This window comes from Streptomyces coelicoflavus (assembly GCF_003112555.1).
GTDB lineage: Bacteria > Actinomycetota > Actinomycetes > Streptomycetales > Streptomycetaceae > Streptomyces > Streptomyces coelicoflavus.
The window spans coordinates 337012-361024 of the sequence record NZ_BEWB01000005.1 but is presented as its reverse complement, the minus strand read 5'-3'; the positions used below and the strand labels follow the sequence as shown (position 1 = coordinate 361024).

The following is a 24013-nucleotide window of genomic DNA, read 5'->3' as shown; positions in this document are numbered from 1 at the left end:
TCACTCGGTCGGGAGGGCCTGCATGGCCTTGATGAAGCCGTCCGTGTCGAGCTGTCCGTTGAAGAACTGCTGGATGGCCTTGTGCAGGTCCGAGCTGGCCTTCTGCGGGTAGGCCTGGTCCCAGGACAGCTGGAAGTTCGGGGCGTCGGAGACCAGGTCGTACTGGAAGCGCGAGTACTCGGGGGTGCCCGAGCTGTCGATGAACTTGTCGGTGTTGGTCGTGGTCGGCAGGTTGCCGATGTCCAGCTGCGCCTTGACGAACTCGTCGGAGTACATGAGCTTCAGGAACTCGGCGACGGCCTCGGGGTGCTTGGTCTTCTTCATCACCGAGTAGTAGTTGTTCGTGTTGCCGGCCAGGTTGGCCGGGTCGCCCTTGCCGCCCGCGACGGCCGGGAAGGCGGTGTAACCGAGGTCCTTCTCGGCGAACTCCTTGTGGTCCGTGAGCTGCTGGGAGTAGTACCAGGAGCCCATCAGCTCGAAGCCGGCCTTGCCGGAGGCCACCAGCTGGACCGAGCCGCCGTTGGTGTACTTGACGGAGTCGTAGTTCTTGCCGAAGGCTCCGGAGTCGACGAGCTCCTTGATCATGTCCAGTGCCTTCTTGCTGTCCGCGCTCTCCCAGGCGCTCTTGTCGCCGCCGACGGCCTTCGCGAACAGCTCGGGACCGGCTATGCGGTCGTAGAGGTACTGGAACCACATCTGGGTGGGCCAGACGTCGCCGCCGCCGAGCGCGATCGGGGTGACGCCCGCGTCCTTGAGCTTGTCCACGGCGGCGAGCAGCTCGTCCCAGGTCTTCGGCGGCTGGACGCCCGCGTCCTCGAGGACCTTCTTGTTGTGGAAGAGCAGGACCGGCTGGGTGCCGCGCATCGGAATGCCGTACGGCTTCCCGTCGACGACGGCGCTGTTGAAGACGGACGGGAGGAACTTGTCCTTGAGGCCCGGGTCCTTCTTGATGAAGTCGTCGAGCGGCAGCAGCAGGTCCGCCTTGACGAACGGCTTGATGCTGCCCCCGCCCCAGTTGAAGAAGACGTCCGGGGCCTGCGGGGTGTTGATGATCGTCTGGAGCTTCGTCTGGTAGTCGGCACCCGGGATGGTGTCGAGCACCACCTTGACGTCGGACGTCTTGTTGAAGGTGTCGACGATCTGCTGTTCGACCTTGTTGCTGGCGTCCCCGTAGACCAGGACATGGATCTTGCCGTCGTCCGACGACGCCCCGCCGCTCCCGTCACCGCAGGCCGACAGGCTCAGCGCCAGGGCGAGCGTCGCACCGGTGGCGACCAGTCTGGGCAAGCGCGCACGTGTCTTCATCGTTCGCCTTTCGAAAGTTTCGGCACCATCACCGAAAGTCCATGCTGGTCGGACAGTAAAGTGAGAGGGGATTTCGGGTCAATGGCCGTGCGCCTGCCGACTCAAAACGTTATCGATCGCATGGTCGACCCCATGGCCTATCCTGCGTGCATGCACGATGAAGTTGAGGTGGGAGCCAGGGTGACCCTGGCCGAGGTTGCGAAAGAGGCGGGGGTCTCTCCGCCGACAGTTTCGAAGGTCCTCAACGGTCGTTCGGATGTCTCCCGCACCACCCGGGCCAAGGTGGAGCGACTCCTCGAGATGCACGGCTACCGCCGCCGGGCCGCGGGCCGACCGCGCTCGCCGCTGGTCGAACTCGTCTTCCACGAGCTGGACAGCGTGTGGGCGATGGAGCTCGTCCGGGGCGTGGAGGACGTCGCCAAGGCCAACCGGACCGAGGTCGTGCTCACCCGCAGCGGCACCCGACACGCCCCCGCGCCGGACTGGATCGACGGCGTGCTCAGGCGCAGGCCGCTGGGGGTCGTGCTGGTCTTCTCCTCGCTCCCCGCCGAGGTCAAGCAGCGGCTGCGCGCCTGGAACATCCCCTTCGTCATCGTCGACCCGGCCGGCGACCCCGACCCCGACGTTCCGTCCGTCGGCTCCGCCAACTGGGCCGGAGGGCTGGCGGCCACCCGCCACCTCACCGACCACGGACACGAACGCGTCGCGATCATCACCGGGTTCGAGGACATGCTGTGCTCACTGGCCCGGCTCGACGGCTACCGGTCGGCGATGACGATGGCGGGCCTGCCGATCGACCCGGCGCTGGTCCGGTACGGCGACTACAGCGTGGAGAGCGGCTTCGAGCACGGCATGGCCCTGCTCGCGGGCCCCGGCCGGCCGACGGCGATCTTCGCGGGCAGCGACCTCCAGGCGCTGGGCGTGCTGGAGGCGGCCCGGGTCACGGGCCTGAGGGTCCCTCAGGACCTCTCGGTCGTCGGCTACGACGACGTGCCGCTGGCCCAGTGGTCCAGCCCGCCGCTGACCACCGTCCACCAGCCGCTGCGGCACATGGCCGAGGAGGCCACCCGCATGCTCTTCCGCCCGGACGACCCCGGCCGGGCGGGCCGGCGCATCGAGCTGGCGACCCACCTCGTCGTACGGCAGAGCACCGCGCCACCGGGCGGGGCACGGCAGGCGCCCGGTGGCGCGGGCGGGTGAGGAGGACCGCGGCCGCCTACCGGCCCGAGTCGCCGCGGACGTCGGGCAGGGACACGCCGGGCACGTCGGTCATGCGCGCGTCGTAGCCGGTGGCGGGATCGACGACGCGGCCGGCGGCCCACCAGTTCTCCCGCGCCGTCTCGACGGCCATCAGCATGACGTCCTCCGCGGGAACGCCGGCGGTGAGCCGGAGGTTGTCGACGATCGCCCGGAAGAGTTCCGCCTTCTCCTCCGCGCTGCGCTCGTTGAAGGACAGCTGGATGAACAGCGTTCGACGGCTGCGCGGTATGCCGAACACCACCGGTTGCATGACGAAGTTGTCGTCCGTGACCTCGTGGAAGACGTGGAACTGGTCGTCCCGCGGGATCTTCAGGACCTCGACCATGGACTCGTGGAGCGCCTCGGAGACGAGACGACGGTACTCGGGCGTGGTTCCCCTGCGCAGGGAGATGCTGATCAAAGGCATGGCACCGACGCTAGGAGGCCGCCGGCCATTCCGACAGCGAATGTCCGGCATGCTGGATATGCTGTGGACTCATGGGCATGGCCGATGTGACGCTGGTCGGACTGCGGGTGCTGCGCGAGGTGGCGGACCGGGGCACCTTCACGGCGGCCGCGCACAGCCTCGGGTACACGCAGTCGGCGGTCTCCCGGCAGGTGGCCGCGCTGGAACAGGCGACGGGCGCCCGGCTCTTCGACCGCTTCCCCGGCGGCGTGCGGCCCACCGGCGCGGGCCGCTCCCTGCTGCGCCACGCCGTCGCCGCCCTGGACGCGCTGGAGGCGGCCGACCGGGAACTGCGCGGGGCCCAGGACCCCACGAGCCGGGTCCGGCTGGGGTACTTCCCCGCTGCGGGCGCGGTGATGGTGGCCGACGCGCTGACCGCGCTGCGCCGGGAAGGCTCGCGCGTGCGGGTGACGACGCGGGAGGGGAGCACTCCGGCGCTGGTCCGCGCGCTGCGCAGCGGCACCCTCGACCTCGCGCTCCTGACCTCCCGTCCCCCGCACCGCTCCCCCGACACGGACGCCCCGCCGCTGCACGTCGAGCCGCTGCTGGAGACGCGCCTGGCCCTGGCGGTCCCGGCGGACAGCCGATTCGCCGACCGCGGTACGGCCGACGTGGAGGACATCGCCGCCGAACCCTGGATCGCCGGTCCCGGCGGCGCGGGTGAGCCGCTTCTCGGTGTCTGGCCCGGGCTGCCCGGCCGGCCCCGGATCGCCCACACCGCCCGCGACTGGCTGACCAAGCTGCACCTGGTCGCGGCCGGGGCGGGCATCACCACCGCCACACCGGCCCTGCTGCCCGTCGTCCCGCCCGGTGTGCGCTTCGTGGACGTCACGGGCGTCGCGGAGGAAGTACGGCGCGTCAACCTGGTGTCGCTGCCGGACCGGGGCACACCGCCGTCCGCGGCACTGGTGAACGCCCTGCGCGGGCGGGCCGCGGCTCTGGCCGGCTGACGCGCTCCCAGCACCACACCGCCCGGGCGCCCTGTGTGCTCCGCACCCGGCACGCCGTCACCGCCGCCGGCCGGAGAACAGAACTCCCCAGGAACTCCCTCTTTCCATCAGACCTCAACACCCCTACTGTGAGCGCGCGTTGACGGTGCGTGTTTCCTTCACGCGCCGCTTCCGACGAGCCGCGGAGGAACGTAACGATGCGTCACCTTCCCATGCGCGTACCGCGCGTCACCGGGCGCAGAGCCCTGGGCGCGATCACCGCCGGGCTGCTCGCCGCCGGAGGACTGGGGGTGAGCGCGCAGGCCGCCCCGGCCGCGGCGCGGACCCCGGCTCCGGCGCAGGCCCCGGCGGCGTCCGGCCACGAAGGGCTGGCCCTCACACCCCCGATGGGCTTCAACAACTGGAACTCCACCCACTGCCGTGACGAGTTCGACGAGTCGATGGTCAAGGGCATCGCCGACCTCTTCGTCGAGCGCGGCCTGAAGGACGCCGGCTACGAGTACGTCAACCTCGACGACTGCTGGGCGCTGCCCGAGCGCGACGCCGACGGCCGGCTGGTGCCCGACCCCGAGCGCTTCCCCAACGGCATCAAGGCCGTCGCCGACTACGTCCACTCCAAGGGCCTGAAGTTCGGCATCTACACCAGCGCGGGCACCAAGACGTGCAGCAGCATCGGATTCCCCGGCGCACTGGGGCACGAGTACAGCGACGCCCGGCAGTTCGCCGACTGGGGTGTCGACTACCTGAAGTACGACAACTGCAACAACCAGGGTGTCGACGCGAAACAGCGTTACACCACCATGCGCGACGCGCTGGCGGCGACCGGCCGGCCGATCGTCTACAGCATCTGCGAGTGGGGTCAGAACAAGCCCTGGGAGTGGGCCGGCGACCTGGGCCAGCTCTGGCGCACCACCGGGGACATCAGCGACTCGTGGAGCTCGATGTCGTCGATCATGAAGGCCAACCTCGCACTCGCCCCGTACGCGCGCCCCGGCGGATGGAACGACCCCGACATGCTGGAGGTCGGCAACGGCGGCATGACGGACACCGAGTACCGCACGCACTTCTCCATGTGGTCGATCATGGCCGCCCCGCTGCTGATCGGCACCGACCTGCGCACGGCACCCGAGTCGGCCTTCGAGATCCTCACCAACGACGAGGTCATCGCCGTCGACCAGGACCCGCTGGGCAAGCAGGGCGAGGTCGTCTCCTCCCGGGACGGCCGGTGGGTCGTGTCCAAGGAGATGGCGGACGGCAGCCGGGCGGTCGCGCTGTTCAACGAGAGCTCCCGCGCGCAGCGGATCGAGACGACCACGAAGGCCGTCGGCCTGCCGAAGGCGCGCGGCTACACCATGCGTGACCTGTGGAAGCACAGTGACACCAACACAACGGGCACGATCGCCGCGACGGTGCCCGCGCACGGCACCGTGCTGCTGCGGGTGGAGGCCGACCGGAAGTGGGCCCAGCACCCGCCCGCCCTGGACGTGGCCGCCGACGGCGGCGCGGTGACCGAGGCCGGACGGACCGAGCGGATCACCTCCGAGGTCACCGACCTGGGCGGCACCGCGGCCCACTCGGTGAGGGTCGCCCTGACCGGCCCCGAGGGCTGGCGCATCACTCCGAGGTCCGCCACGTCGGCGCGCGCCCTGAAGCCCGGCGGAACCCTGGCGACGGACTGGGACGTCACGGTTCCCGCGGGCACCTCCGCGGGCGACCGGGACCTGACCCTCACGGTCGAGCACCGCGCCCGTTCCGGCACCTGGCTCACTTCCACGGCACCCGTCACGGTGCGCGTCGGCGTGCCGCTGCCCGCGGGCGAGTCCGCCCTGTCGGACGCCGATCCGCTCAGCGCGTCGAACGGCTGGGGCCCCGTCGAGCGGGACCGCAGCGTGGGCGAGAGCGGCGCCGGCGACGGCGGGCCGATCACCATCGGCGGCGCCACCTTCTCCAAGGGCCTCGGCGTCCACGCGCCCAGCAGCGTCGAGTACTACCTCGGCGGCGCGTGCACCACGGTGACCGCGCGGGCCGGCGTGGACGACGAGTCCGGCGACAGGGGCAGCGTGGTCTTCGAGGTCTGGGCCGACGGCACCCGGGCCGCGTCGACGGGCACGGTGACCCACGCCGACGCGGCCCGCGCCCTCTCCGCCGACGTCTCCGGGGCGGACGTCGTCCGCCTGGTGGTCACGGACGCCGGGGACGGCATGGACTACGACCACGCGGACTGGGCGGACCTGCGGGTCACCTGCGCCTGAGCCACCGGCACGGGGTGACGCCCCCACATGGGCGCACCCCGTGCTTCAGGAGGAACCGGTGGGGTCGAACCAGGTGGGTGCGTCGGACAGGGCCTGCTTGATCCTGGTGTGCCCGAACTCCTTGATGTCCGGCAGGGCGTCCACCGCGAACCAGCCGACCTCCAGCGACTCGTCGTCGTTGACCCGTGCCTCGCCGCCCACGGCCCGGCAGCGGAAGGTGATGTCCATGAACTGGCAGACGTCGCCGTTGTCGTAGGTGACCGGCTTCATCGCCTGTACGAGGACCAGCCGCTCCACGGCGCACTGGACGGCGGTCTCCTCCTCGACCTCGCGCACGGCGCAGGCGGCGGGCTGCTCCCCCGGCTCCGGGATGCCTCCGATCAGCGACCAGCGCCCGTTGTCCGACCGCCGGCCGAGCAGCACTCTGCCCTCGTCGTCGAAGACGACGGCGGTGACTCCGGGGAGCCACAGGAGCTGGTGTCCGGCCGAGGCGCGCAGGTCGGTGATGAATTCGGGAGTAGCCATGTGCCCGACCCTAACCGGCCCGCCGGGCCGCTCCGGACGACGTCACGGGGCGTGCGACGGGCGTACGGCTACACGTCGCGGGCGCGCCGACCGCGCACACCGGCACCGACGGCCCAGCCGACTCCGCCGGCGGCGACCAGCACCAGGGCGATCTCGGGTGCGATGCCGAGCCGGGTGGCGGGCGTCTCGGAGGAGCGCAGGGGCACCTCCTGGACCAGGGAGTCGGCCACGAACATGCCGGTCTTCTGGGTGATCCTGCCGTCCGGCATGATGATCGCGCTGACGCCGCTGGTCACCGGGACGGTGACGGTCCGGCTGTGCTCGACCGCGCGGACCCGGGACATGGCGAGCTGCTGGTAGGTCATCTCGCTGCGGTCGAAGGTCGCGTTGTTGCTGGGCACCGAGATCATCTGGGCGCCGTCGGTGACCTCGGAGCGCACGGCCCAGTCGAAGGCCGCCTCGTAGCAGGTCACCAGGCCTACCTTGGTGCCGGCCATGGTGAACACGCCGGGCTCGGTGCCCCGGCTGAAGTCCCGGCTGACCATGGCGGTCCAGTCGTCGTTGATCGCCCCGATGAGCGAGCGCAGCGGCAGGTACTCGCCGAACGGCTGGATCTGCCGCTTGTCGTAGGTGTCGACGGGGCCCTTGTCCGGGTCCCACAGGATCTGCTCGTTGAGCAGCTTGCCGTCGCGGTCCACGACGCCGCCGACCGAGATGGGCGCACCGATCGCCTTGGCCGCCCGGTCGATGACGAGGCGGGCGTCGGCGTTGGCGAACGGGTCGATGTCCGAGGAGTTCTCCGGCCAGAGCACGAAGTCGGGGCGTGCCACCTTGCCGGCCTTGACGTCGGCGGCCAGACGCTGCGTCTCGCGCGCGTGGTAGTCGAGTACGGCGCGTCGCTGGGAGTTGAAGTCGAGGCCCGCGCGCGGCACGTTGCCCTGGACCACGGCGACGGTCGCGGTGCCGTCCTCCGCCTCGTCGCTGACCAGCGGCCGTGCGGCCACCGCGCCCACGACGGGTACCGCCACGCCGAGCAGTGCCACCGCCGCGGCACCGCGTCGTACCTCGTCGCCGCGGCGGGCCCGGAGGGCCAGGCGCACGGCCTCGCAGAGACCGAAGCCGCACAGGACGACCGCGAAGCCGAGAACCGGTGTGCCGCCGACGGCCGCGAGCGGCAGGAACACACCGTCCGCCTGCCCGAACGCGATCTTCCCCCAGGGGAAGCCCTCGAAGGGCACGCGCGCGCGTGCCGCCTCCCCCGCGGTCCACAGCGCCGCCGCCCACACCGGCCATCCCGGCAGCCTGGACACCGCGGCGACGCCCGCGCCGACGGCCGCCACGAAGAGCGCCTCGATCGCGGCCAGGGCGAGCCAGGGGCCGGGTCCGACCTCCACGCCGGTCCACACCAGCAGCGGCAGCAGGAAGCCGAGGCCGAAGAGATAGCCGAGGCCGAGTCCGGCCTTCCAGCCGCGGCCGCGCAGGACCTGGCCGAGGACGGCGAAGGCGGGCAGCGCGAGCCACCACAGGGTGCGCGGCGGGAAGCTGACGTACAGGAGCACTCCGGAGAGCGCCGCGGCGGCGGCCGGGACGAGGCGCCTGAGCCGCGCGACGGCCCGGGAGCCGGTCGTGGTCTGCGGCTGCGTACGGTCCGACTCGCCGACGGAGGTTGCGGTGGCTGTCACCCCCCGGAGTGTACGGCGGGTGACCTGGCGGCGGACAGGACGGTCCGCGGACGTCGGAGGGGCTCGGGCGACCCGTGCCGCACGTTTCGCCACAACCGGGCGCCGACCCGGTCCACAATCCGCCGACCGGCCGTTACGGTGTGGCCGAGCCCCGGTCGCCGGCCCGATGCGCCGGGCGGCGGGGGCCCGTCAGGTCGGGGGCGACGGGGGCGGGGGACACGGTGGGTTCGAGGCGGACGGCGTCCGCGGCCGGCAAGGCCGCCGACGGCGGGGGACGCGGGGGCGTGGACACGGCGGGGACGGCGATCCTCGCCGCCTGCGCCTCCTGGTCACTGATCACGGCGGCCGCGCGCGACGGGCGCCCGGAGGGCGTGCTGCTCGCGGTGCTGGCCGTGGCCGCGGGTTACGCCGCGGGGCGGATCGGCGGGGCACTGCTGCCGGTCGCCGCGCCGTGTGCCGCGGCGCTGGCCGGGGTCGCCCTCACGGTGGCCGTCCCGCATCTCGCGCCGGGACCGGCGATCACGGCGCCGCCCGGGCACGCCGGGGCGACCGCCGCCCTGCTCGCCCTGTCGGCGGGCGCCGCGTGCTGCGGGGCGTGGGCCGGCGGGGTTGCGGCCGTGCGCACGGCGGCACGGCTGCTGGCCGCCGGGATCGCGGTGACCGCCGCGGTACTGGGCTCGGTGGTGGGCTGCGTCGCGTGTGTGGCCGTGCTGCTGTGCTCGCTCGCCGCCGGCCGGGTACGCCGCCGCGGCGCGGCGATCGCCGGGCTGGGGCTCGGCGCGGCGGCGGTGACCGGCCTGACCTGGGCGGTTCCGGGCGGCCTGCTGCCGGACGGGCTTGCCGCGATCCTGGAGGGTCAGCTGACCTCCCGTCGTGTCCGGCTGTGGGCCGACGCGCTGGACCTGCTGCGGGGGGACGTGGCCCTCGGTGTCGGACCGGGCCGGTTCGGCGCACTGAGCCCCACGGCCGCCCAGGCACCGTCGCCGGACGGGCGGCCGCACTCGGCGGTGTGGCAGCAGGCGGCCGAGGAGGGGGTCGTGGGGGTGGTGCTGCTGGCCGCGGCCTTCGGCTGGGTGCTGTACGCGCTGTGGCGCTCGCCGCGCCCGACCCCGGTCGTCCTCACCGCGGGCGTGTCCCTCACCGGGCTCGCGGCGATCGCCGCCGTCGGCAACGCGCTGAGCTTCACCGCGGTGCCGCTGGGCGCGGGTCTCCTCGCGGGACTGGCCACGGCCCGCCCCTTCGCCGAGGAGCCGGTGCCCGGGGTACCGCCCCCCGGCGTGGGTGTACGGCCACGGGCCGGGAGCCGGACCCGGTGAGGCCGTGAGGGTCGGCGCCGCCGACGACCGGGCCCCCGGCGGGTCCCGGACCTGTCGCCCGGCGGGTCCCGGCGTTGTCGACCGGCAGGGCCGGAGCGCCGCGGACTCAGTGCGCCGGACTCAGTGCCCCGGGCTCAGTGCGCCGGGCCCGGTGCCTTCGGGCGCAGCCGGTCCTTGATGACCTGGACGGCGGCCTCCGCGTCGTCCACGGTGATCGTGAAGGTGTGGCCGTCCCACAGCCGCAGGATCAGGCCCTCCCCGCGTCGCACGACGACGGCGGTGCCCCTCTCCGGGCGCCACCGGTAGCCCCAGCCTCCCCAGTGACGCGGGGTGACGTGCGGCGCGAACTCGGCGCCGGCGACCTGCGAGAGGGGGATGCGGCGACGGGGCACCCCGATGTGGCCGCAGCGCACTTCCAGGCAGTCCTCGTCGACTCTCAGCGCGACGTGCACGAAGGCGAGCGTGCCGAACAGGACCAGCAGGCCCGCCGCGATGCAGCCGACGACGGCCATGGCGAGCGGGGCGACGCCGGACTCCCAGGCCGATTCGACGGCCAGGGCGATGCCGAGCGCCACGCAGGCGGCGCCGATGAGCGCCAGGAACCACTGGATCCGGCTGGTGGCACGGCCGGTCCAGACGTTCGGCTGGGGAACGGTCTCGCCGTGGCGATGCCTCATGGATATGAGGTTACTCATGTTTCGCTGCGCGGGTACCTCGTCGCACAGGGTGACTGGGCCGACTGGGCGGACGGGCCCGTCAGCCCGCCGGGGTGACCGCGTGCAGGAGCCTGCCCTCGTCGTAGGCAAGCGCGGGTGCGGGCAGGGCGCCCTCACGTCCGCTGAGCAGCACCGTCAGGGTGCCCGCGGCCGGGGCGCCGGGGTCGGGCCGGACACCGATCCGGCGCAGCGCCTGCGCGGCCACCGCCCCGGCGGATCCGTGCAGGACGAGGCGGGGGGCGTCGGGTCGCTGCACGGCGGCGCGGATGCGCTCGGCGACCAGTTCGTAGTGGGTGCAGCCGAGGACGACGGTCGTCACGTCGTCGGGCGTGAGGGCGGCCGCGGCGGCGACGGCCGCGGTGATCGCCGCCTCGTCCGCGTGCTCGACGGCGTCGGCGAGCCCGGGGCACGGCACCTCGGTGACGGGCGCCCCGCCCGCGAACTCCTCGATCAGATTCCGCTGGTAGGGGCTGCCGGTGGTGGCCGGCGTCGCCCAGATCGCCACGGGACCGCCGCCCGCCGCGGCCGGCTTGATCGCCGGCACGGTGCCGATGACGGGCACTCCGGGCTCGAGCCGGGCGCGCAGCGCGGGCAGCGCGTGCACGGTTGCGGTGTTGCAGCCGACGATCAGGGCGTCCGGACGGTGCGCGGCGGCGGCCTCGGCCACGGCGAGGGCGCGACCGGTCAGGTCCTCGGGGGTGCGCGGGCCCCAGGGCATGCCGTCGGGGTCCAGGGAGAGGATGAGATCGGCGTCCGGTCGCAGTCGCCGTACCGCGGCGGTGGCCGCCAGCAGACCGATTCCGGAATCCATGAGCGCGATCTTCACCCGGCCACCATAGACGATGCGCCGCCGCCGGCCCGTGCCGTGGTGCAGACTGCGCACGTGAGCGCCGATGTGTGGACTTCCGTCGTGACCGTCGTGACCTTCGTGTCAGCCCTCTCCCTCGCCGCCTGGCTGTGGCTGCTGCTCGCCCGGGGCTTCTTCTGGCGTACGGACGTCAGGCTTCCGGCCCGGGAGGAACCCGCCGTCTGGCCCTCGGTGTGCGTCGTCGTTCCGGCGCGCGACGAGGCGGCGGTGCTGCCCGCGAGCCTGCCCTCGCTGCTGGCCCAGGACTATCCGGGGCGGGCGGAGGTCTTCCTGATCGACGACGGCAGCACGGACGGCACGGGTGGGCTGGCCTGCGAGCTGGCCCGGCGGCACGGCGGGCTGCCGCTCACCGTGGCCTCGCCCGGGGAGCCGCCCGCCGGCTGGACGGGCAAGCTGTGGGCGGTGCGGCACGGCATCGACCTGGCACGCGCGCGTGAACCCGAGTACCTGCTGCTGACGGACGCCGACATCGCGCACGCGCCGGACAGTCTGCGCGCGTTGGTCTCGGCGGCCGGCACGGGCGGGTTCGACGTCGTCTCGCAGATGGCCCGGCTGCGGGTGGAGAGCCTGTGGGAGCGGCTGGTGGTGCCGGCCTTCGTCTACTTCTTCGCGCAGCTGTATCCGTTCCGGTGGATCGGTGGCGGCGGCGGCGCGGGGAGCGGGCGGAGGAACGGGACGCGGACGGCGGCCGCGGCGGGCGGCTGTGTGCTGCTGCGCACCGGGGCCGCCGAGCGTGCGCGGATCCCGGACGCCATCCGGCACGCCGTCATCGACGACGTGGCTCTCGCCCGCGCGGTCAAGGGCTGCGGCGGGCGGGTCTGGCTGGGCCTGGCCGACGGGGTGGACAGCGTCCGCCCGTATCCGCGGCTGCACGACCTGTGGCGGATGGTCTCGCGCAGCGCGTACGCGCAACTGCGGCACAACCCCTTGGTGCTCGCCGGAACGGTCGTCGGTCTGGCGCTGGTCTATCTGGTGCCGCCGGCCTCGGTGTTCGTCGGCCTGGCGGCGGGGGAGGGGGCGACGGCCGTGCTGGGCGGCGCCGCCTGGCTGGTGATGGCGGGGACGTATCTGCCGATGCTCCGCTACTACCGGCAGCCCTGGTGGCTCGCGCCGCTGCTGCCGTTCACCGCGTTCCTCTATCTCCTGATGACGGTCGACTCGGCGGTGCAGCACTACCGGGGGCGCGGCGCGGCCTGGAAGGGCCGCACCTACGCCCGTCCGGACGCCGTGCCCGAGGAGGGCTGAGCACCCGCCCCGGGGCGGGTCACTTGCGGCCGGGGGTCCAGTTCATGCCCCAGCCGTAGGCGTGGTCGACCGTCCGCTGCGGGCTCACCCCGCGATCGGGCACCAGGTAGCGGGCCTCGCGCTGGACGACGAGGTCGTTTCCGGTGTTGGTGATCAGCGCGAGGGCGCACACCGTCGAGGGCACGGTGCACTCGTCGAGCGAGAAGTCGACCGGGGCGCCGTACTGCGGCTGGAGCGTGACCGTGGCGTGCAGGTCGGCGAAGGAGCGGGCGCCCTCGTAGATGGTCACGAAGACGAGGATGCGCCGGAAGTACCGCTGGTGGTCGAGGCTGATGGTGAGGTTCTCGCCGGTCGACACGGCGCCGGTGCGGTCGTCGCCGTCGAGGTGGATGAACGGCGGCTGGTGCAGCGCGCCGAAGGCGTTGCCGAGTGCCTGGACGACGCCCTTGCTGCCGTCGCTCAGTTCGTACAGGCAGCACAGGTCGAGGTCGAGGTCGTCGTGCATGGCGACCGGGCGGCCGAGCTTGCGGGCCCAGCCCGAGAACTGCTTGCGCACCTGCCAGTTGAGGTTGACGCGCATGGCGCCGGAGGTGCCGCCCTGCTTGGTGAGCGAGACGGAGGGCGCGGCCTTGGTGAGCGTGACCTTGGTCAGGCGGACCGGGGCGGCGGAGGAGGGCGCGGCCGGGGGCGGCGGAGGCGGGGCGGCGGCCGGCCGTGGCGCGGGGGGCGCGGGAGGTGCCGGAGGTGCGGCAGGTGCCGGAGGTGCGGCAGGTGCCGGCGGGTGCGTGGTGGCCACGGGAGCGGGCGGGGCCGGCGGCGCGGGAGGCGCGGCCGGGGGCGCATGCTGCGGCTCGTCCACCGAGATGCCGTAGTCGGTGGCCAGGCCCTCGAGTCCGCTGTCGTAGCCCTGGCCGACGGCGCGGAACTTCCAGGTGCCCTGCCGGCGGTAGAACTCGCCGAGCACGAAGGCGGTTTCGACGGTCGCGCCCGGGTTGTCGAAGCGGGCGACGACGATGTTCCGCGCGGCGTCGCGGACCTCGATGTACAGATCCGGGACCTGTCCGAACGCGCCCCCGTCCGAGGAGGCGGCGAGGATCACGGTCTCGATCGCGGGCTCCACGCGCGCGAGGTCGACGAGCAGGCCGTCGGTCACCCGGCCGCCGGTGTCCCGCTTGCCCTCGTGCCGGACCGCGCCGGAGGAGTGGGCCGCCTGGTTGTAGAAGACGAAGTCCGTGTCGGACCGGACCTTCCCGCCCACCAGGAGGAGGGCGGAGGCGTCCGCGTCGGGCACGCCGGGGCCGGACCGCCAGCCCAGTTCGACCCGCAGTGCCGTCGTCGGCACCGGGGTGTTCGATCCTTTCGACATGGACATGTCTGCCCCCATCACGTGTCACCGAGCCGGGCAGCGTCCCGGCGAGTCGTCGATTTCTCGACACCCAACCTATTCTCCGCACCGCCCGCCCTTGGAGAGGCGTCCGGCAGAAGGTTCGGTCAACCGCCGGTAACCCGCCCGGAACTCGGCCTTTACCGCAAAACAGCGCGGCATGACGCCCCTTTTTGCCAAGTTCGCTCGCATTGGGGATACCGGGTCACTGCGGACACGGAAAACAACCCTCTTATCGGTCTCCCCAACCAGCACATCGTGGGCTTAACTTATGGCCATGACCTCCCCCCGCTCCACTTATGGCGGCGGCTACTACTCCGCCTCCTTCCCGGACACCCCGATCTACGACTCGCTCGTGGCCGAACGGGGCACACCGCAGATCGCCCCGATCCGGGTCCCCGCCGCGTACGACATGCCGAGCAGCAGCCATCTGCCCGCGCTGCCGTCCGCCCTGCCCGCCCTCCCGGCGGGCCCTTCGCAGCCCTCCTACGGATATCCGCAGCAGGCCCCGCAGCCCGCCCCGCTGCAGCAGGCCCCCGCCGCGTACATCCCGCACCAGGCGTCCGCACCGCGCGGATACCCCGGCCCCCAGCAGCCGCAGCAGCCCCGCCCGGCCGCGCCCGGCCCCGCGGGGTACGAGGCGATGCGCCCCGCGGCTCCCCGGCCGGCCCCCGCGCCGTACCAGGACCCGTACAACCAGCAGCAGTACCGCGGCTACTGAGCCGTCTCCGGGGTTGTCGGTGCCACCTGGCACGATGACCCCTCGGGGTACGCGCGGCTGCGGTCGATCCACGTCCATCCGGTCAAGGCGTTCCGGAGCCTGTCGCTCCAGGAGGCCGTCGTGGAGCCCTGGGGGCCGGCCGGAGACCGACGCTGGATGCTGATCGACGACGGGGGAAAGGTCGTCACGCAACGCACGCAGCCGCGCCTCGCCCTGGCCGCCGCCGGCCTTCTGCCCGGCGGCGGCGTACGGCTGTCCGCGCCGGGCGCGGCACCGCTCACCGCGCCGGTTCCGCGCGGGGCGGGCACGCGGACGAGGGCCCCCTTGCCATGAACCGCTTCCGGCCGAACCTGGTCGTCTCCGGCACCGAGCCCCGGGCCGAGGACCGCCGCTGGTCCCGCGTCGCCGTCGGCGAGGTGGTCCCGCGGGTCGCCAAGCCGAGCGGGCGGTGCGTCGTGACCACCACCGACCAGGCCACCGCCGGCCGCGTCGCCGAGCCCCTGCACAGCCTCGCCCGGCACCGGCGCATGGCGGGCAAACTGCTCTTCGGGCAGAACGTGGTCCCCCTCGGCGGCGGCACGGTCCGGGTCGGCGACCCCGTGCGCATCGTCGAGTGACGTGCACCCGTTCGCACGGAGCGGGCGGACCCGCCGGGCGAAGACCCCGCGCCCGGGCGAACGGGGCGGTGACGGGAACCCGTTGCGGGGTCCGCGCGTTGGGGTTTGTGAGAGGTTCATGAGAATCCGGCCGGCAGGGTCCACCGAGCGGGGGCGGCACGCTTGCCCCGCTCCGTCCGGATTCCGCGTGAACGGCTCGGCGGGGGAGGCGGAGCGGAGCGGGAAGGGGGCGCGGGCGTGCGAGCGATCAGAGGTCTCTGGCGCTGGCGAGGCAATCCCCTGTGCCGCACGAGCGACCTGGCCGAGGCCTGGGTGGCCCTGACGGCGCTGCTGCTGATGCTGTCCGTGGCGCCCCTGATCGGCGCGCTCATGGGCGGCGCGGCACACGGCGCGCTACAGCGTTCGGTGCGCGAACAGCACGAGTCCCGGCACCGGGTGACGGCCACCGTGATCCGTGCGCTGGAGCGTTCGCCCCTGAGTGTCGACCCGGAGGGTGCCTCGGGGGAAGACCTGCGCCGCCGTGTCCTGGCCGGCTGGACGGGGCCGGACGGCTCGCGGCACGAGGCGCCCGCCCTGGTGGGCATCGACGATCCGGCCGGCGGCGACCGGTTCGCGATATGGACGGACGCGCGGGGCCGCGAGGTGGCCCGCCCACTGGACCCGGCGACCGCGACCACGCACGCCGTACTCGCCGGGTTCGGCACCGCGGTGGCGGCCGCCGCTCTCCTGGAGGCCGCCCGGCGGACCGTGGTCTGGCGCATGGTGCGCCGCCGGTACGCACGCCTGGAGCAGGAATGGGAGCGGGCGGGACCGGACTGGGGCAGGACCGGCGCGGGCAGTTGACGGGCTTCCGCCTCCGGTCAACTCACCACCTGCGCGCACGCTACGGTGGACCGGCCGAACCGAATCGGCGACGATCCGCGTACGACGAGGTGGGGGCACAGCAACGCCATGGCACAGGGCACGGTCCAGGTGACGCACACCGGCACCTCGCGGTGGCGGCGCCGCACGGGTGAGTACGCATCGCTCTCCGCCGCCCTGGAGGCCGCGGCCGACGGTGACGTCCTCACCGTCGCCCCCGGGACCTACCGGGAGAACCTCGTCGTCCAGCGGGCGGTGACCCTGCGCGGCCCCGAGGGCGCCCAGGGCTCGGTGCGCATCGCGCCCTCCGACGGGGTCCCGCTGACCGTGCGCGCCTCGGCGGTGATCCAGGACCTGCACGTCGAGGGCCAGGACGCGGCGGCGCCCGCGGTGCTGGTCGAGGACGGCACACCGGAGCTGCTGGGCCTCAGGGTCGTCGCGCGTTCCGCCTCCGGGATAGAGGTGCGCGGCGACGCGCGTCCCACGGTGCGGCGCTGCACCGTCGACAATCCGGCCGGCGTCGGCATCGCCGTCCTGGACGGCGGGGGCGGCGTGTTCGAGGAGTGCGAGGTCGTCGCGGCCGGTCAGGCGGGCGTCGCGGTGCGCTCCGGCGCCCACCCCCGCCTCGAGCGCTGCCGGGTGCACCACGCCGCGGGTTCCGGACTGACGGCGACGGGCGAGGGCTCCGCCCTCGAGGCCGTGGGCTGCGAGGTCTACGAAGTGCGGGGCAGCGGCGTGCAGGTGACCGGCCGGGCCACCGCCCACCTGACCGACTGCGACGTGCACCGCACCACCGGCGACGGCGTCACCCTGGACACCGACGCGGTGCTCACCCTCGCCGACTGCCGCATCCACGACATCCCGGAGAACGCGGTCGACCTCAGGTCCCGCTCCGTCCTCACCCTGACCCGCACCAGCGTGCGGCAGTTCGGGCGCAACGGCCTGTCGGTGTGGGACCCGGGCACGCGGGTGGACGCCAACCAGTGCGAGATCTTCGACAGCACCGGCGACTACCCGGCGGTCTGGGTCAGCGACGGCGCCACCGCGGTGCTCGACTCCTGCCGGGTGCACGACGTGCCGGACGCGCTGTTCGTCCTGGACCGCGGCTCGCGCGTGGACGTCGTCGACAGCGACCTCTCCCAGGTCCGCAACACCGCCGTGTCGGTGAGCGACGGCGCCACCGCGCAGCTCGACGACTGCCGCATCCGGGACGCCGCCACCGGCGCCTGGTTCCGCGACCACGGCAGCGGCGGCACCCTGAACAACTGCACCCTGGACGGCAACCGCACCGGTGTGATCGTCACCAAGGGCGCCGACCCCACGATCGAGCGCTGCACGGTCGACTCCCCCTCCGAGGCGGGCATGTACGTGTCCGCCGGCGGCCGCGGCAGTTTCCTGAACTGCCGTGTCACGGGCAGCGCGGGCTACGGCTTCCACGTGATCGACGGCTGCCGTACGACGCTGAGGAAGTGCCGCACGGAGCGGTGCGCGCGCGGCGGGTTCGAGTTCGCGGAGGGCGGCCCCGACACGGCGTACGACTCGGGTCCGCTCGTCGAGGACTGCACCAGCGACGAGAGCACCGGCCTGACGGCGCCCGCCGCGCCCGAGCCGGTGGTGCAGACGGCGGCCCAGTCCCCCGGTCTGCTGGGCTCGATCCCCGGCCAGCGCACCACCGAGCAGGAGCCCCTGATCGCGGCCACCGCCCCGCCGGAGCCTGCCCGGACCTCGAAGGCCGTGCTGGGCGAACTGGACGCCCTGGTGGGCCTGGACAGCGTCAAGCGCGAGGTGCGGGCGCTGACCGACATGATCGAGGTGGGACGGCGCCGGCAGCGGGCGGGTCTGAAGGCCGCGTCGGTCAAGCGGCACCTGGTCTTCACCGGCTCCCCCGGCACCGGCAAGACGACGGTCGCCCGGCTGTACGGCGAGATCCTCGCCTCGCTCGGGGTGCTGGACAAGGGGCACCTGATCGAGGTGTCCCGGGTGGACCTGGTGGGCGAGCACATCGGTTCCACGGCGATCCGCACCCAGGAGGCGTTCCAGCGGGCGCACGGCGGCGTGCTGTTCATCGACGAGGCGTACGCGCTCTCCCCCGAGGACGCGGGCCGGGACTTCGGCAAGGAGGCCATCGACACGCTGGTCAAGCTGATGGAGGACCAGCGGGAGTCCGTCGTCGTGATCGTCGCGGGGTACACGGCGGAGATGGAGCGCTTCCTGTCCGTCAACCCCGGTGTGGCATCCCGCTTCTCACGCACCATCACCTTCGGCGACTACGGTGCCGGGGAGCTGCTGCGGATCGTGGAGCAGCAGGCCGACGAGCACGAGTACCGGCTGGCGCCGGGCACGTCCGAGGCGCTGACGAAGTACTTCACGGAGATCCCCAAGGGCCCGGCCTTCGGCAACGGCCGCACCGCCCGGCAGACCTTCGAGGCGATGGTGGAGCGGCACGCGAGCCGGGTCGCCCAGCTGCCCGATCCGAGCACGGACGACCTGACGCTGCTGTTTCCCGAGGACCTGCCCGAACTGCCCCAGGGGTGAGGCGGGGGCCGGGCGGGCCTCAGCAGTTCCCGGTCGCGTCGTCCGCCGCCGGGACGGACGCCGCCGCGCCGCCCGTGTGGCGCGGCGCCGGCACCTCCGGGCGCAGCCGGGCCAGCAGCCGCGCGCGTTCCTCGGCGAAGGCGGGATCGGCCTGGTAGTCGGAGTGGCCGAGGATCGGCGCCGGCAGCGGGTGGAGTTCGGTACGGCCGTACGTCAGCGGGTCCTTGAGGGGCGCGCGGTCCACCGCGGGGCCCGCGTCGCCCGGCAGCCGCATCGGGCCGCCGATGGGGTCGGTGCGCCGGTGGAGGTTGCGCCAGCAGTCGACCTCCTCGTGCAGCGAGGCGAGCGCGTCGGGGCCGAAGTGGGCCGGGAACCAGCGGCCGTACAGCCGCTCCAGCGGGGAGCCGTAGGTGAGCAGGGCGACGCGCTTCCGGGCGGAGGGCTCGAGCTGCCAGGACGCGGCGGCGGCGAGGACGCTGCCCTGCGAGTGCCCGGAGATGACCAGCCGCCCGCCGGTGGCTCGGGTCCAGATCGCCATGCGCCAGGTCAGGTCGGGCACCGCGCGCTCGGCGTAGCAGGGCGGTGCGAACGGGTGCGCGGCGCGCGGCCAGAAGGTGCCGACGTCCCACAGGATGCCGATGGTGCGCCGCGCGGAGGCGTCCTTGTAGGCGCGCCTGCCCCAGGTGACGAACAGTATGAAGCCGAGGCCGATGAGCCAGGAGCCCAGTTCCTGCGCGGTCTGCGCGGCGCCCTGGACGACGGCGTACGTGCCGCGCGCGGCCTCGCCCGGCACCTGTCCGGTCGTCAGGGCGCCCACCAGGGCTCCGGCGCCGAGGAGCAGGGTGGCGGTGGAGGTGATGGCGACCAGGAGGGGCGCCCGGTCGGTCAGGGTGGCCATGGCCCGGGTGAGGGCGATGCGCCGGGTGCGCCCGGGGTCTCCGGTCTCCCCCGGGTGGTCGGCTTCGACGGCGTCCCGTTCCGCGCGGGCGAGGCGCAGCGTGTGCCGGGCGAGCGCGGCGCACATCAGCAGGACGACGACGAGCAGCGGCGGGATGACGGACGCCTGCCAGGTCAGCAGGACGGGCGGGCCCTCGAGGAACGCGCCGGTGCCGTCCATCCAGTCGGAGACGCGCTGGGCGACGCCGCCGGACATGACGCCGCCCAGCGCGCAGGCCAGCATGGCGACGACGGGACCGCCCAGGCCCCGGACGGCGGCGCGGGCGTCGGGGCGGCTGCGGTGGAGCAGGTGGGCGACCACGGCCAGCGCGATGACGAGCAGCCCCTGCACCAGGGCGACGGTGCCGAAGGCCGTGTCCCCGGACAGCCGGCCCTCCGACGTCCACCCCGGGCGTGCCCAGCCGCCGTACAGCAGGGCGAGGACGAAGAGGAGGAGGGCGGCGAGCGGCAGGCGGCGCACGAGGTGTGCGTCGAGTTCCCGGTCGAGGCGGTTCTCGCTGCGGCCCCGGCGGCACACCACCGCGACCACGGCGACCGCCCCCGCGACCAGCGCCCCGAGCAGCGCCCACCCCAGCGTGTCGAGCAGCTCGGAGCCGCCCGGTCCGCGGTCGAAGCGGGCCGCCGGCAGGCCGACGCCCGCGGCGACGGTCAGCAGTCCGGCGGCGGTGTGCGCGGCGCGCAGCCGGGCCACCAGACGGCGCCCGTACCAGAACCCGGGGCGGCCCAGCGCGCCGTGGCGGGGCTCCTCCTCTGCGTCGGTCTCGCGGTCCATCGGCTGCTGGGACTCGTACGCACGCCAGGTGCGCAGCGACAGGTACCAGAGCAGCCCGGTCAGCGCGGCGGGCACCGCGGCCGCGAGGGCGAGTCTGCGGCCCGGCGTGCTCCACCAGCCGCCGTCCGACATCACCGGCGACAGGAAGCCCAGCCAGGAGTGCCGCTCGGCGCACGCGCGCGTGCCCGCGCACTGCCAGGCGACGAGGTCGAGGGCGACCTCGCAGGCGGCGGCGACCAGGAGCACGGTCAGGGTGAGGCCCGTGAGCCGCAGCAGCAGCCCGTAGAGGCGGACCGTGCGGATCCGGCCGTCGGCGGCGGGCCGCATCCAGTGGGCGATGTTGACGACCATGAAGGGCAGGAGGAGCAGCCACAGGGCGCGGGTGCCGTTGCCGGAGGTGAGGTTGCACCAGACGTAGGCCTCGGGCACCGGCCGGCCCCGGTAGTCCTCGGGCCGGGACTCGGCGTCGGCGTCCTCGGTGCGCCGGAAGACGGCCGCGACGTGGTCGCCGGTGATCCGCACGGTCCGCGGGTCGTCCAGCATCTCGGCCGGTGTCGTGCCGCCCACGCCGTGCACCAGGAGTTCCAGGGCGGTGCCGCTTCTCCCGTCCGCCCGGTCGGCCCCGGCCGTCCCGCCCTTCCCGGGCCTTTCCTGCGCCTGTTCCACTGTCCGCACTCCCCCGTGACGCGCCGTCGGCTCTGTCCGTGCGGGCACAAGGATCTCCATTCCTGGGGCCTCGTACACCCCTGGGCACGGAATCTCCCCGTTCCGTGTGACCGGTGCGGCCGGGGCGGGCGGTGGCGCGGGCCGTCGCGGGGCGTGCGAGGATGGGGCGTCCGCGCACGGGTGCGGGGAGAAGTCCTCATCGGAGCGAGTGCGTCGGCGTGTCGGACGGTTTTGCGGCGAAAGGACCGAAGCGTACGTGAGTGAGAATTCGAACCTCCTCGCGGAGCAGCGGCGCGCCCTGATCCTGGACGAGGTGCGCCGCCGGGGCGGGGTCCGGGTCAACGAGCTGACCCGCAAGCTCGGCGTGTCGGACATGACGGTCCGCCGCGACCTGGACGCGCTGTCCCGGCAGGGCGTCCTGGAGAAGGTGCACGGCGGAGCGGTCCCGGTGGCCGAGGCCAGCACCCACGAGCCGGGGTTCGAGGCCAAGTCGGGCCTGGAGCCCACCGCCAAGGAGGACATCGCGCGGGCCGCCGCTGAGCTGGTCGCGCCGGGCGCCGCGATCGCCCTGTCGGGCGGCACGACCACGTACGCGCTGGCGCACCGGCTGGTGGACGTGCCGGATCTGACGGTGGTCACCAACTCGGTGCGGGTGGCCGACGTGTTCCACGTGGCGCAGCGCACCTCGGGGGCGCGGCAGGGCGCGGCGACGGTGGTGCTCACCGGCGGGGTGCGCACGCCCTCCGACTCGCTGGTGGGCCCGGTGGCCGACCAGGCGATCGCGACGCTCCACTTCGACGTGCTGTTCCTGGGCGTGCACGGCATATCGGCCGAGGCCGGCCTGTCCACGCCGAACCTCGCGGAGGCCGAGACGAACCGGCGGCTCGTGCAGTCGGCTCGGCGTGTCGTGGTGGTCGCGGACCACACCAAGTGGGGCGTCGTGGGTCTGAGTTCGTTCGCGACGCTGGAGCAGGTGGACACGCTGGTGACCGATCCCGGCCTGTCGGCACAGGCCCGCGCGGAGGTCGCCGAGCATCTCGGTCTCGTCGTGGCGGGCGAACCGGAGCCCGCGGCCGACTGACGCCCGTGTCGCGGCCCGCGGCGGCCCCCTGCCGTGCGGCGCCGCCCCGCTGACACCCGGAGCGCGCGGGGCTATCGTGGCGCCACCCGGCCGATCGTCCGCACGCGCGGCTTCGCACCAGGGGGTGGTGGTCATGGCTCGCCGTCTGCGTCCGGTGGGTCTCGACTTCGTCGAGACGGCGCCGGTACGCCTGGTCTTCGCGCGCGACGTCTCGGCCGCTCCGGACGCGGTCTTCCGGGCCCTGGCCGAGGAGGTGCCCGGCTGGCCGGCCTGGTTCTCGGCGGTGACGTCCGCCCGGCCCATCGGTGACGGGGCGGGGCGCGAGATCCGGCTCAGGGGCGGTATGCGTTTCGTGGAGACGGTGCTGGCGGCCGAGCGGCCCGAGGTGTACGCCTGCCGCGTCGACGTCACCAACGTGCCGGGCGCCCGGGCGATGCTGGAGGAGTGGTGGCTGGCGCCGGCCGGTATCGGGACACGGGTGCGGTGGACGTTCGCGGCGGACGGCACCGCGCCGTTCCGTTTCGTGCTCGACCGGGCGCGTCCGGGGCTGGGACGGGCCTTCCGGGCCGCGGTCGGGTCGCTGGACCTGCGGCTGCGGCGGCCGTAGCCCGCACGGACGTGGTCAGCGGGGCCAGGTGCCCGTGCGCAGCAGGGACTCGATCGCCGCCGTGTACGGCTCGATGTCGAGGCCCTGTTCGGCGAGCCAGGCGTCCGAGTAGTACTTGTCGAGGTACCGGTCCCCCGGGTCGCACAGCAGCGTCACGACGCTGCCCCGCTCCCCCTTGGCCACCATCTCGGCGACGATCTTCAGCGCGCTCCACAGGCCGGTGCCCGTGGAGCCGCCCGCCTTGCGGCCGATGACGTGCTCCAGGGCCCGTACGGCCGCGACGCTCGCCGCGTCGGGCACCTTCATCATGCGGTCGATCGCGCCGGGCACGAAGCTCGGTTCCATCCGGGGCCGGCCGATGCCCTCGATCCGGGAGCCGTGGTCGCAGGACACGTCGGGATCGCCGGTGGTCCAGCCCTCGAAGAAGCAGGAGTTGTCCGGGTCGGCCACGCAGACGCGGGTGTCGAACTGCATGTAGTGGACGTAGCGGGCGAGGGTCGCCGAGGTGCCGCCGGTGCCGGCCGTGGCGACGATCCAGGAGGGCTCGGGGTACCGTTCCAGGCGCAGCTGGCGGAAGATCGACTCGGCGATGTTGTTGTTGCCGCGCCAGTCGGTGGCGCGTTCGGCGTAGGTGAACTGGTCCATGTAGTGGCCGCCGGTCTCCGCCGCGAGGCGGGCGGATTCCTCGTACATCCGCCGGGAGTCGTCCACGAAGTGGCACCGTCCGCCGTGGAACTCGATCAGGCGGATCTTCTCGGTGCTCGTCGTGCGGGGCATGACGGCGACGAAGGGCACGCCGATCAGCTTGGCGAAGTACGCCTCGGACACGGCCGTCGAGCCGCTGGACGCCTCGATCACCGGCCGGTCCGGCCGGATCCAGCCGTTGCACAGACCGTAGAGGAAGAGGGAGCGGGCGAGGCGGTGCTTGAGGCTGCCGGTCGGGTGGGTCGACTCGTCCTTCAGGTACAGGTCGATGCCCCAGCGCTCCGGGAGCGGGAAGAGGAGCAGATGGGTGTCGGCCGAGCGGTTGGCGTCGGCCTGGACCTTGCGGACGGCCTCTTTGAGCCAGGCGCGGTAGGCGGCGTCGCTGTGGTCGACGTCCAGGGTGGCGCCGGTGCCGGTCTGCTGGGAAGTGCTCACTTCGGGGGCTCCTTACGCTGCGCGCCGACGGCGGACAGCGCGGCCGACAGCTCGATCATAAACACCTTGCACACGCTTCTCACCTGCATAAACACCTCTTTGGGGGCC

Annotated in this window: 19 protein-coding genes and 1 pseudogene; 11 read left to right on the top strand and 9 right to left on the bottom strand. The window is 73.6% G+C overall.

From position 1 onward, the window contains the following. On the bottom strand, positions 1 to 1305 hold the full coding sequence (locus tag Sco07f_RS13480; protein WP_007388086.1) for an ABC transporter substrate-binding protein: 1305 nt from the start codon (positions 1303 to 1305) through the stop codon (positions 1 to 3). 150 nt (positions 1306 to 1455) lie between these two features. Here Sco07f_RS13480 and Sco07f_RS13475 point away from each other — a divergent pair, with 150 nt between their 5' ends. Next, positions 1456 to 2505, top strand: a complete 1050-nt coding sequence (locus Sco07f_RS13475; protein ID WP_174855349.1) for a LacI family DNA-binding transcriptional regulator — start codon at positions 1456 to 1458, stop codon at positions 2503 to 2505. 16 nt (positions 2506 to 2521) lie between these two features. Here the strand turns inward: Sco07f_RS13475 and Sco07f_RS13470 are convergent, their stop codons facing one another. Beyond that, entirely contained in the window at positions 2522 to 2971 is a 450-nt protein-coding gene (locus Sco07f_RS13470) for a tautomerase family protein (RefSeq protein WP_108987969.1), read from the bottom strand. 77 nt (positions 2972 to 3048) lie between these two features. On the opposite strand from Sco07f_RS13470, the gene Sco07f_RS13465 reads away from it, so the two are divergent. Further along, the gene (locus Sco07f_RS13465) at positions 3049 to 3960 is read left to right on the top strand and encodes a LysR family transcriptional regulator (RefSeq protein WP_164141458.1); all 912 of its coding nucleotides are present in this window, start codon (positions 3049 to 3051) and stop codon (positions 3958 to 3960) included. Positions 3961 to 4157: 197 nt separating this feature from the next. Further along, positions 4158 to 6212 carry an NPCBM/NEW2 domain-containing protein gene (locus Sco07f_RS13460; RefSeq protein ID WP_108987968.1) on the top strand — a complete coding sequence of 685 codons (2055 nt, stop codon included), beginning with the start codon at positions 4158 to 4160 and terminating at the stop codon, positions 6210 to 6212. Between the two features lie 45 nt (positions 6213 to 6257). Here the strand turns inward: Sco07f_RS13460 and Sco07f_RS13455 are convergent, their stop codons facing one another. Together Sco07f_RS13455 and lnt are read right to left on the bottom strand one after the other, a co-directional pair. Further along, positions 6258 to 6737: an NUDIX hydrolase gene (locus tag Sco07f_RS13455; protein ID WP_007388084.1), complete on the bottom strand. Its 480-nt coding sequence runs from the start codon at positions 6735 to 6737 to the stop codon at positions 6258 to 6260. A gap of 68 nt (positions 6738 to 6805) precedes the next feature. Then, the gene (gene lnt, locus Sco07f_RS13450) at positions 6806 to 8419 is read right to left on the bottom strand and encodes an apolipoprotein N-acyltransferase (RefSeq protein ID WP_108987967.1); all 1614 of its coding nucleotides are present in this window, start codon (positions 8417 to 8419) and stop codon (positions 6806 to 6808) included. Between the two features lie 284 nt (positions 8420 to 8703). Between lnt and Sco07f_RS40115 the strand changes: the two genes are divergently transcribed. Next, the gene (locus Sco07f_RS40115) at positions 8704 to 9735 is read left to right on the top strand and encodes an O-antigen ligase family protein (protein WP_244942051.1); all 1032 of its coding nucleotides are present in this window, start codon (positions 8704 to 8706) and stop codon (positions 9733 to 9735) included. Positions 9736 to 9869: 134 nt separating this feature from the next. On the opposite strand, the gene Sco07f_RS13435 is transcribed toward Sco07f_RS40115, so the two are convergent. Next, on the bottom strand, positions 9870 to 10412 hold the full coding sequence (locus tag Sco07f_RS13435; protein ID WP_042825663.1) for a hypothetical protein: 543 nt from the start codon (positions 10410 to 10412) through the stop codon (positions 9870 to 9872). Positions 10413 to 10491: 79 nt separating this feature from the next. Next, entirely contained in the window at positions 10492 to 11277 is a 786-nt protein-coding gene (locus Sco07f_RS13430) for a glutamate racemase (protein ID WP_042825664.1), read from the bottom strand. Positions 11278 to 11316: 39 nt separating this feature from the next. On the opposite strand from Sco07f_RS13430, the gene Sco07f_RS13425 reads away from it, so the two are divergent. Beyond that, positions 11317 to 12564 carry a glycosyltransferase gene (locus Sco07f_RS13425; protein ID WP_387917744.1) on the top strand — a complete coding sequence of 416 codons (1248 nt, stop codon included), beginning with the start codon at positions 11317 to 11319 and terminating at the stop codon, positions 12562 to 12564. A 19-nt stretch (positions 12565 to 12583) separates the two neighbouring features. Here the strand turns inward: Sco07f_RS13425 and Sco07f_RS13420 are convergent, their stop codons facing one another. Then, positions 12584 to 13930 (bottom strand): TerD family protein, encoded by a 1347-nt coding sequence (locus tag Sco07f_RS13420; protein ID WP_108988102.1) that lies wholly within the window; start codon positions 13928 to 13930, stop codon positions 12584 to 12586. Positions 13931 to 14225: 295 nt separating this feature from the next. Between Sco07f_RS13420 and Sco07f_RS13415 the strand changes: the two genes are divergently transcribed. From Sco07f_RS13415 to Sco07f_RS13400, 4 genes and pseudogenes are all read left to right on the top strand, one after another. Next, positions 14226 to 14669 carry a DUF6643 family protein gene (locus Sco07f_RS13415; RefSeq protein WP_042825679.1) on the top strand — a complete coding sequence of 148 codons (444 nt, stop codon included), beginning with the start codon at positions 14226 to 14228 and terminating at the stop codon, positions 14667 to 14669. Positions 14670 to 14726: 57 nt separating this feature from the next. Then, positions 14727 to 15286: pseudogene (locus Sco07f_RS13410) on the top strand (MOSC domain-containing protein). 237 nt (positions 15287 to 15523) lie between these two features. Then, positions 15524 to 16129 carry an Rv1733c family protein gene (locus Sco07f_RS13405; protein ID WP_007446860.1) on the top strand — a complete coding sequence of 202 codons (606 nt, stop codon included), beginning with the start codon at positions 15524 to 15526 and terminating at the stop codon, positions 16127 to 16129. A gap of 108 nt (positions 16130 to 16237) precedes the next feature. Next, on the top strand, positions 16238 to 18682 hold the full coding sequence (locus Sco07f_RS13400) for a right-handed parallel beta-helix repeat-containing protein (RefSeq protein WP_164141726.1): 2445 nt from the start codon (positions 16238 to 16240) through the stop codon (positions 18680 to 18682). Positions 18683 to 18701: 19 nt separating this feature from the next. Here Sco07f_RS13400 and Sco07f_RS13395 read toward each other — a convergent pair whose 3' ends face one another. Then, the gene (locus Sco07f_RS13395) at positions 18702 to 21077 is read right to left on the bottom strand and encodes a hypothetical protein (RefSeq protein WP_108987964.1); all 2376 of its coding nucleotides are present in this window, start codon (positions 21075 to 21077) and stop codon (positions 18702 to 18704) included. 256 nt (positions 21078 to 21333) lie between these two features. Here Sco07f_RS13395 and Sco07f_RS13390 point away from each other — a divergent pair, with 256 nt between their 5' ends. Further along, positions 21334 to 22158: a DeoR/GlpR family DNA-binding transcription regulator gene (locus Sco07f_RS13390; RefSeq protein ID WP_108987963.1), complete on the top strand. Its 825-nt coding sequence runs from the start codon at positions 21334 to 21336 to the stop codon at positions 22156 to 22158. 133 nt (positions 22159 to 22291) lie between these two features. Beyond that, positions 22292 to 22765: an SRPBCC family protein gene (locus Sco07f_RS13385; RefSeq protein WP_108987962.1), complete on the top strand. Its 474-nt coding sequence runs from the start codon at positions 22292 to 22294 to the stop codon at positions 22763 to 22765. A gap of 15 nt (positions 22766 to 22780) precedes the next feature. Here Sco07f_RS13385 and cds1 read toward each other — a convergent pair whose 3' ends face one another. Further along, positions 22781 to 23905 carry an L-cysteine desulfhydrase Cds1 gene (gene cds1 / locus Sco07f_RS13380; RefSeq protein WP_108987961.1) on the bottom strand — a complete coding sequence of 375 codons (1125 nt, stop codon included), beginning with the start codon at positions 23903 to 23905 and terminating at the stop codon, positions 22781 to 22783. Positions 23906 to 24013 lie beyond the last annotated feature (108 nt).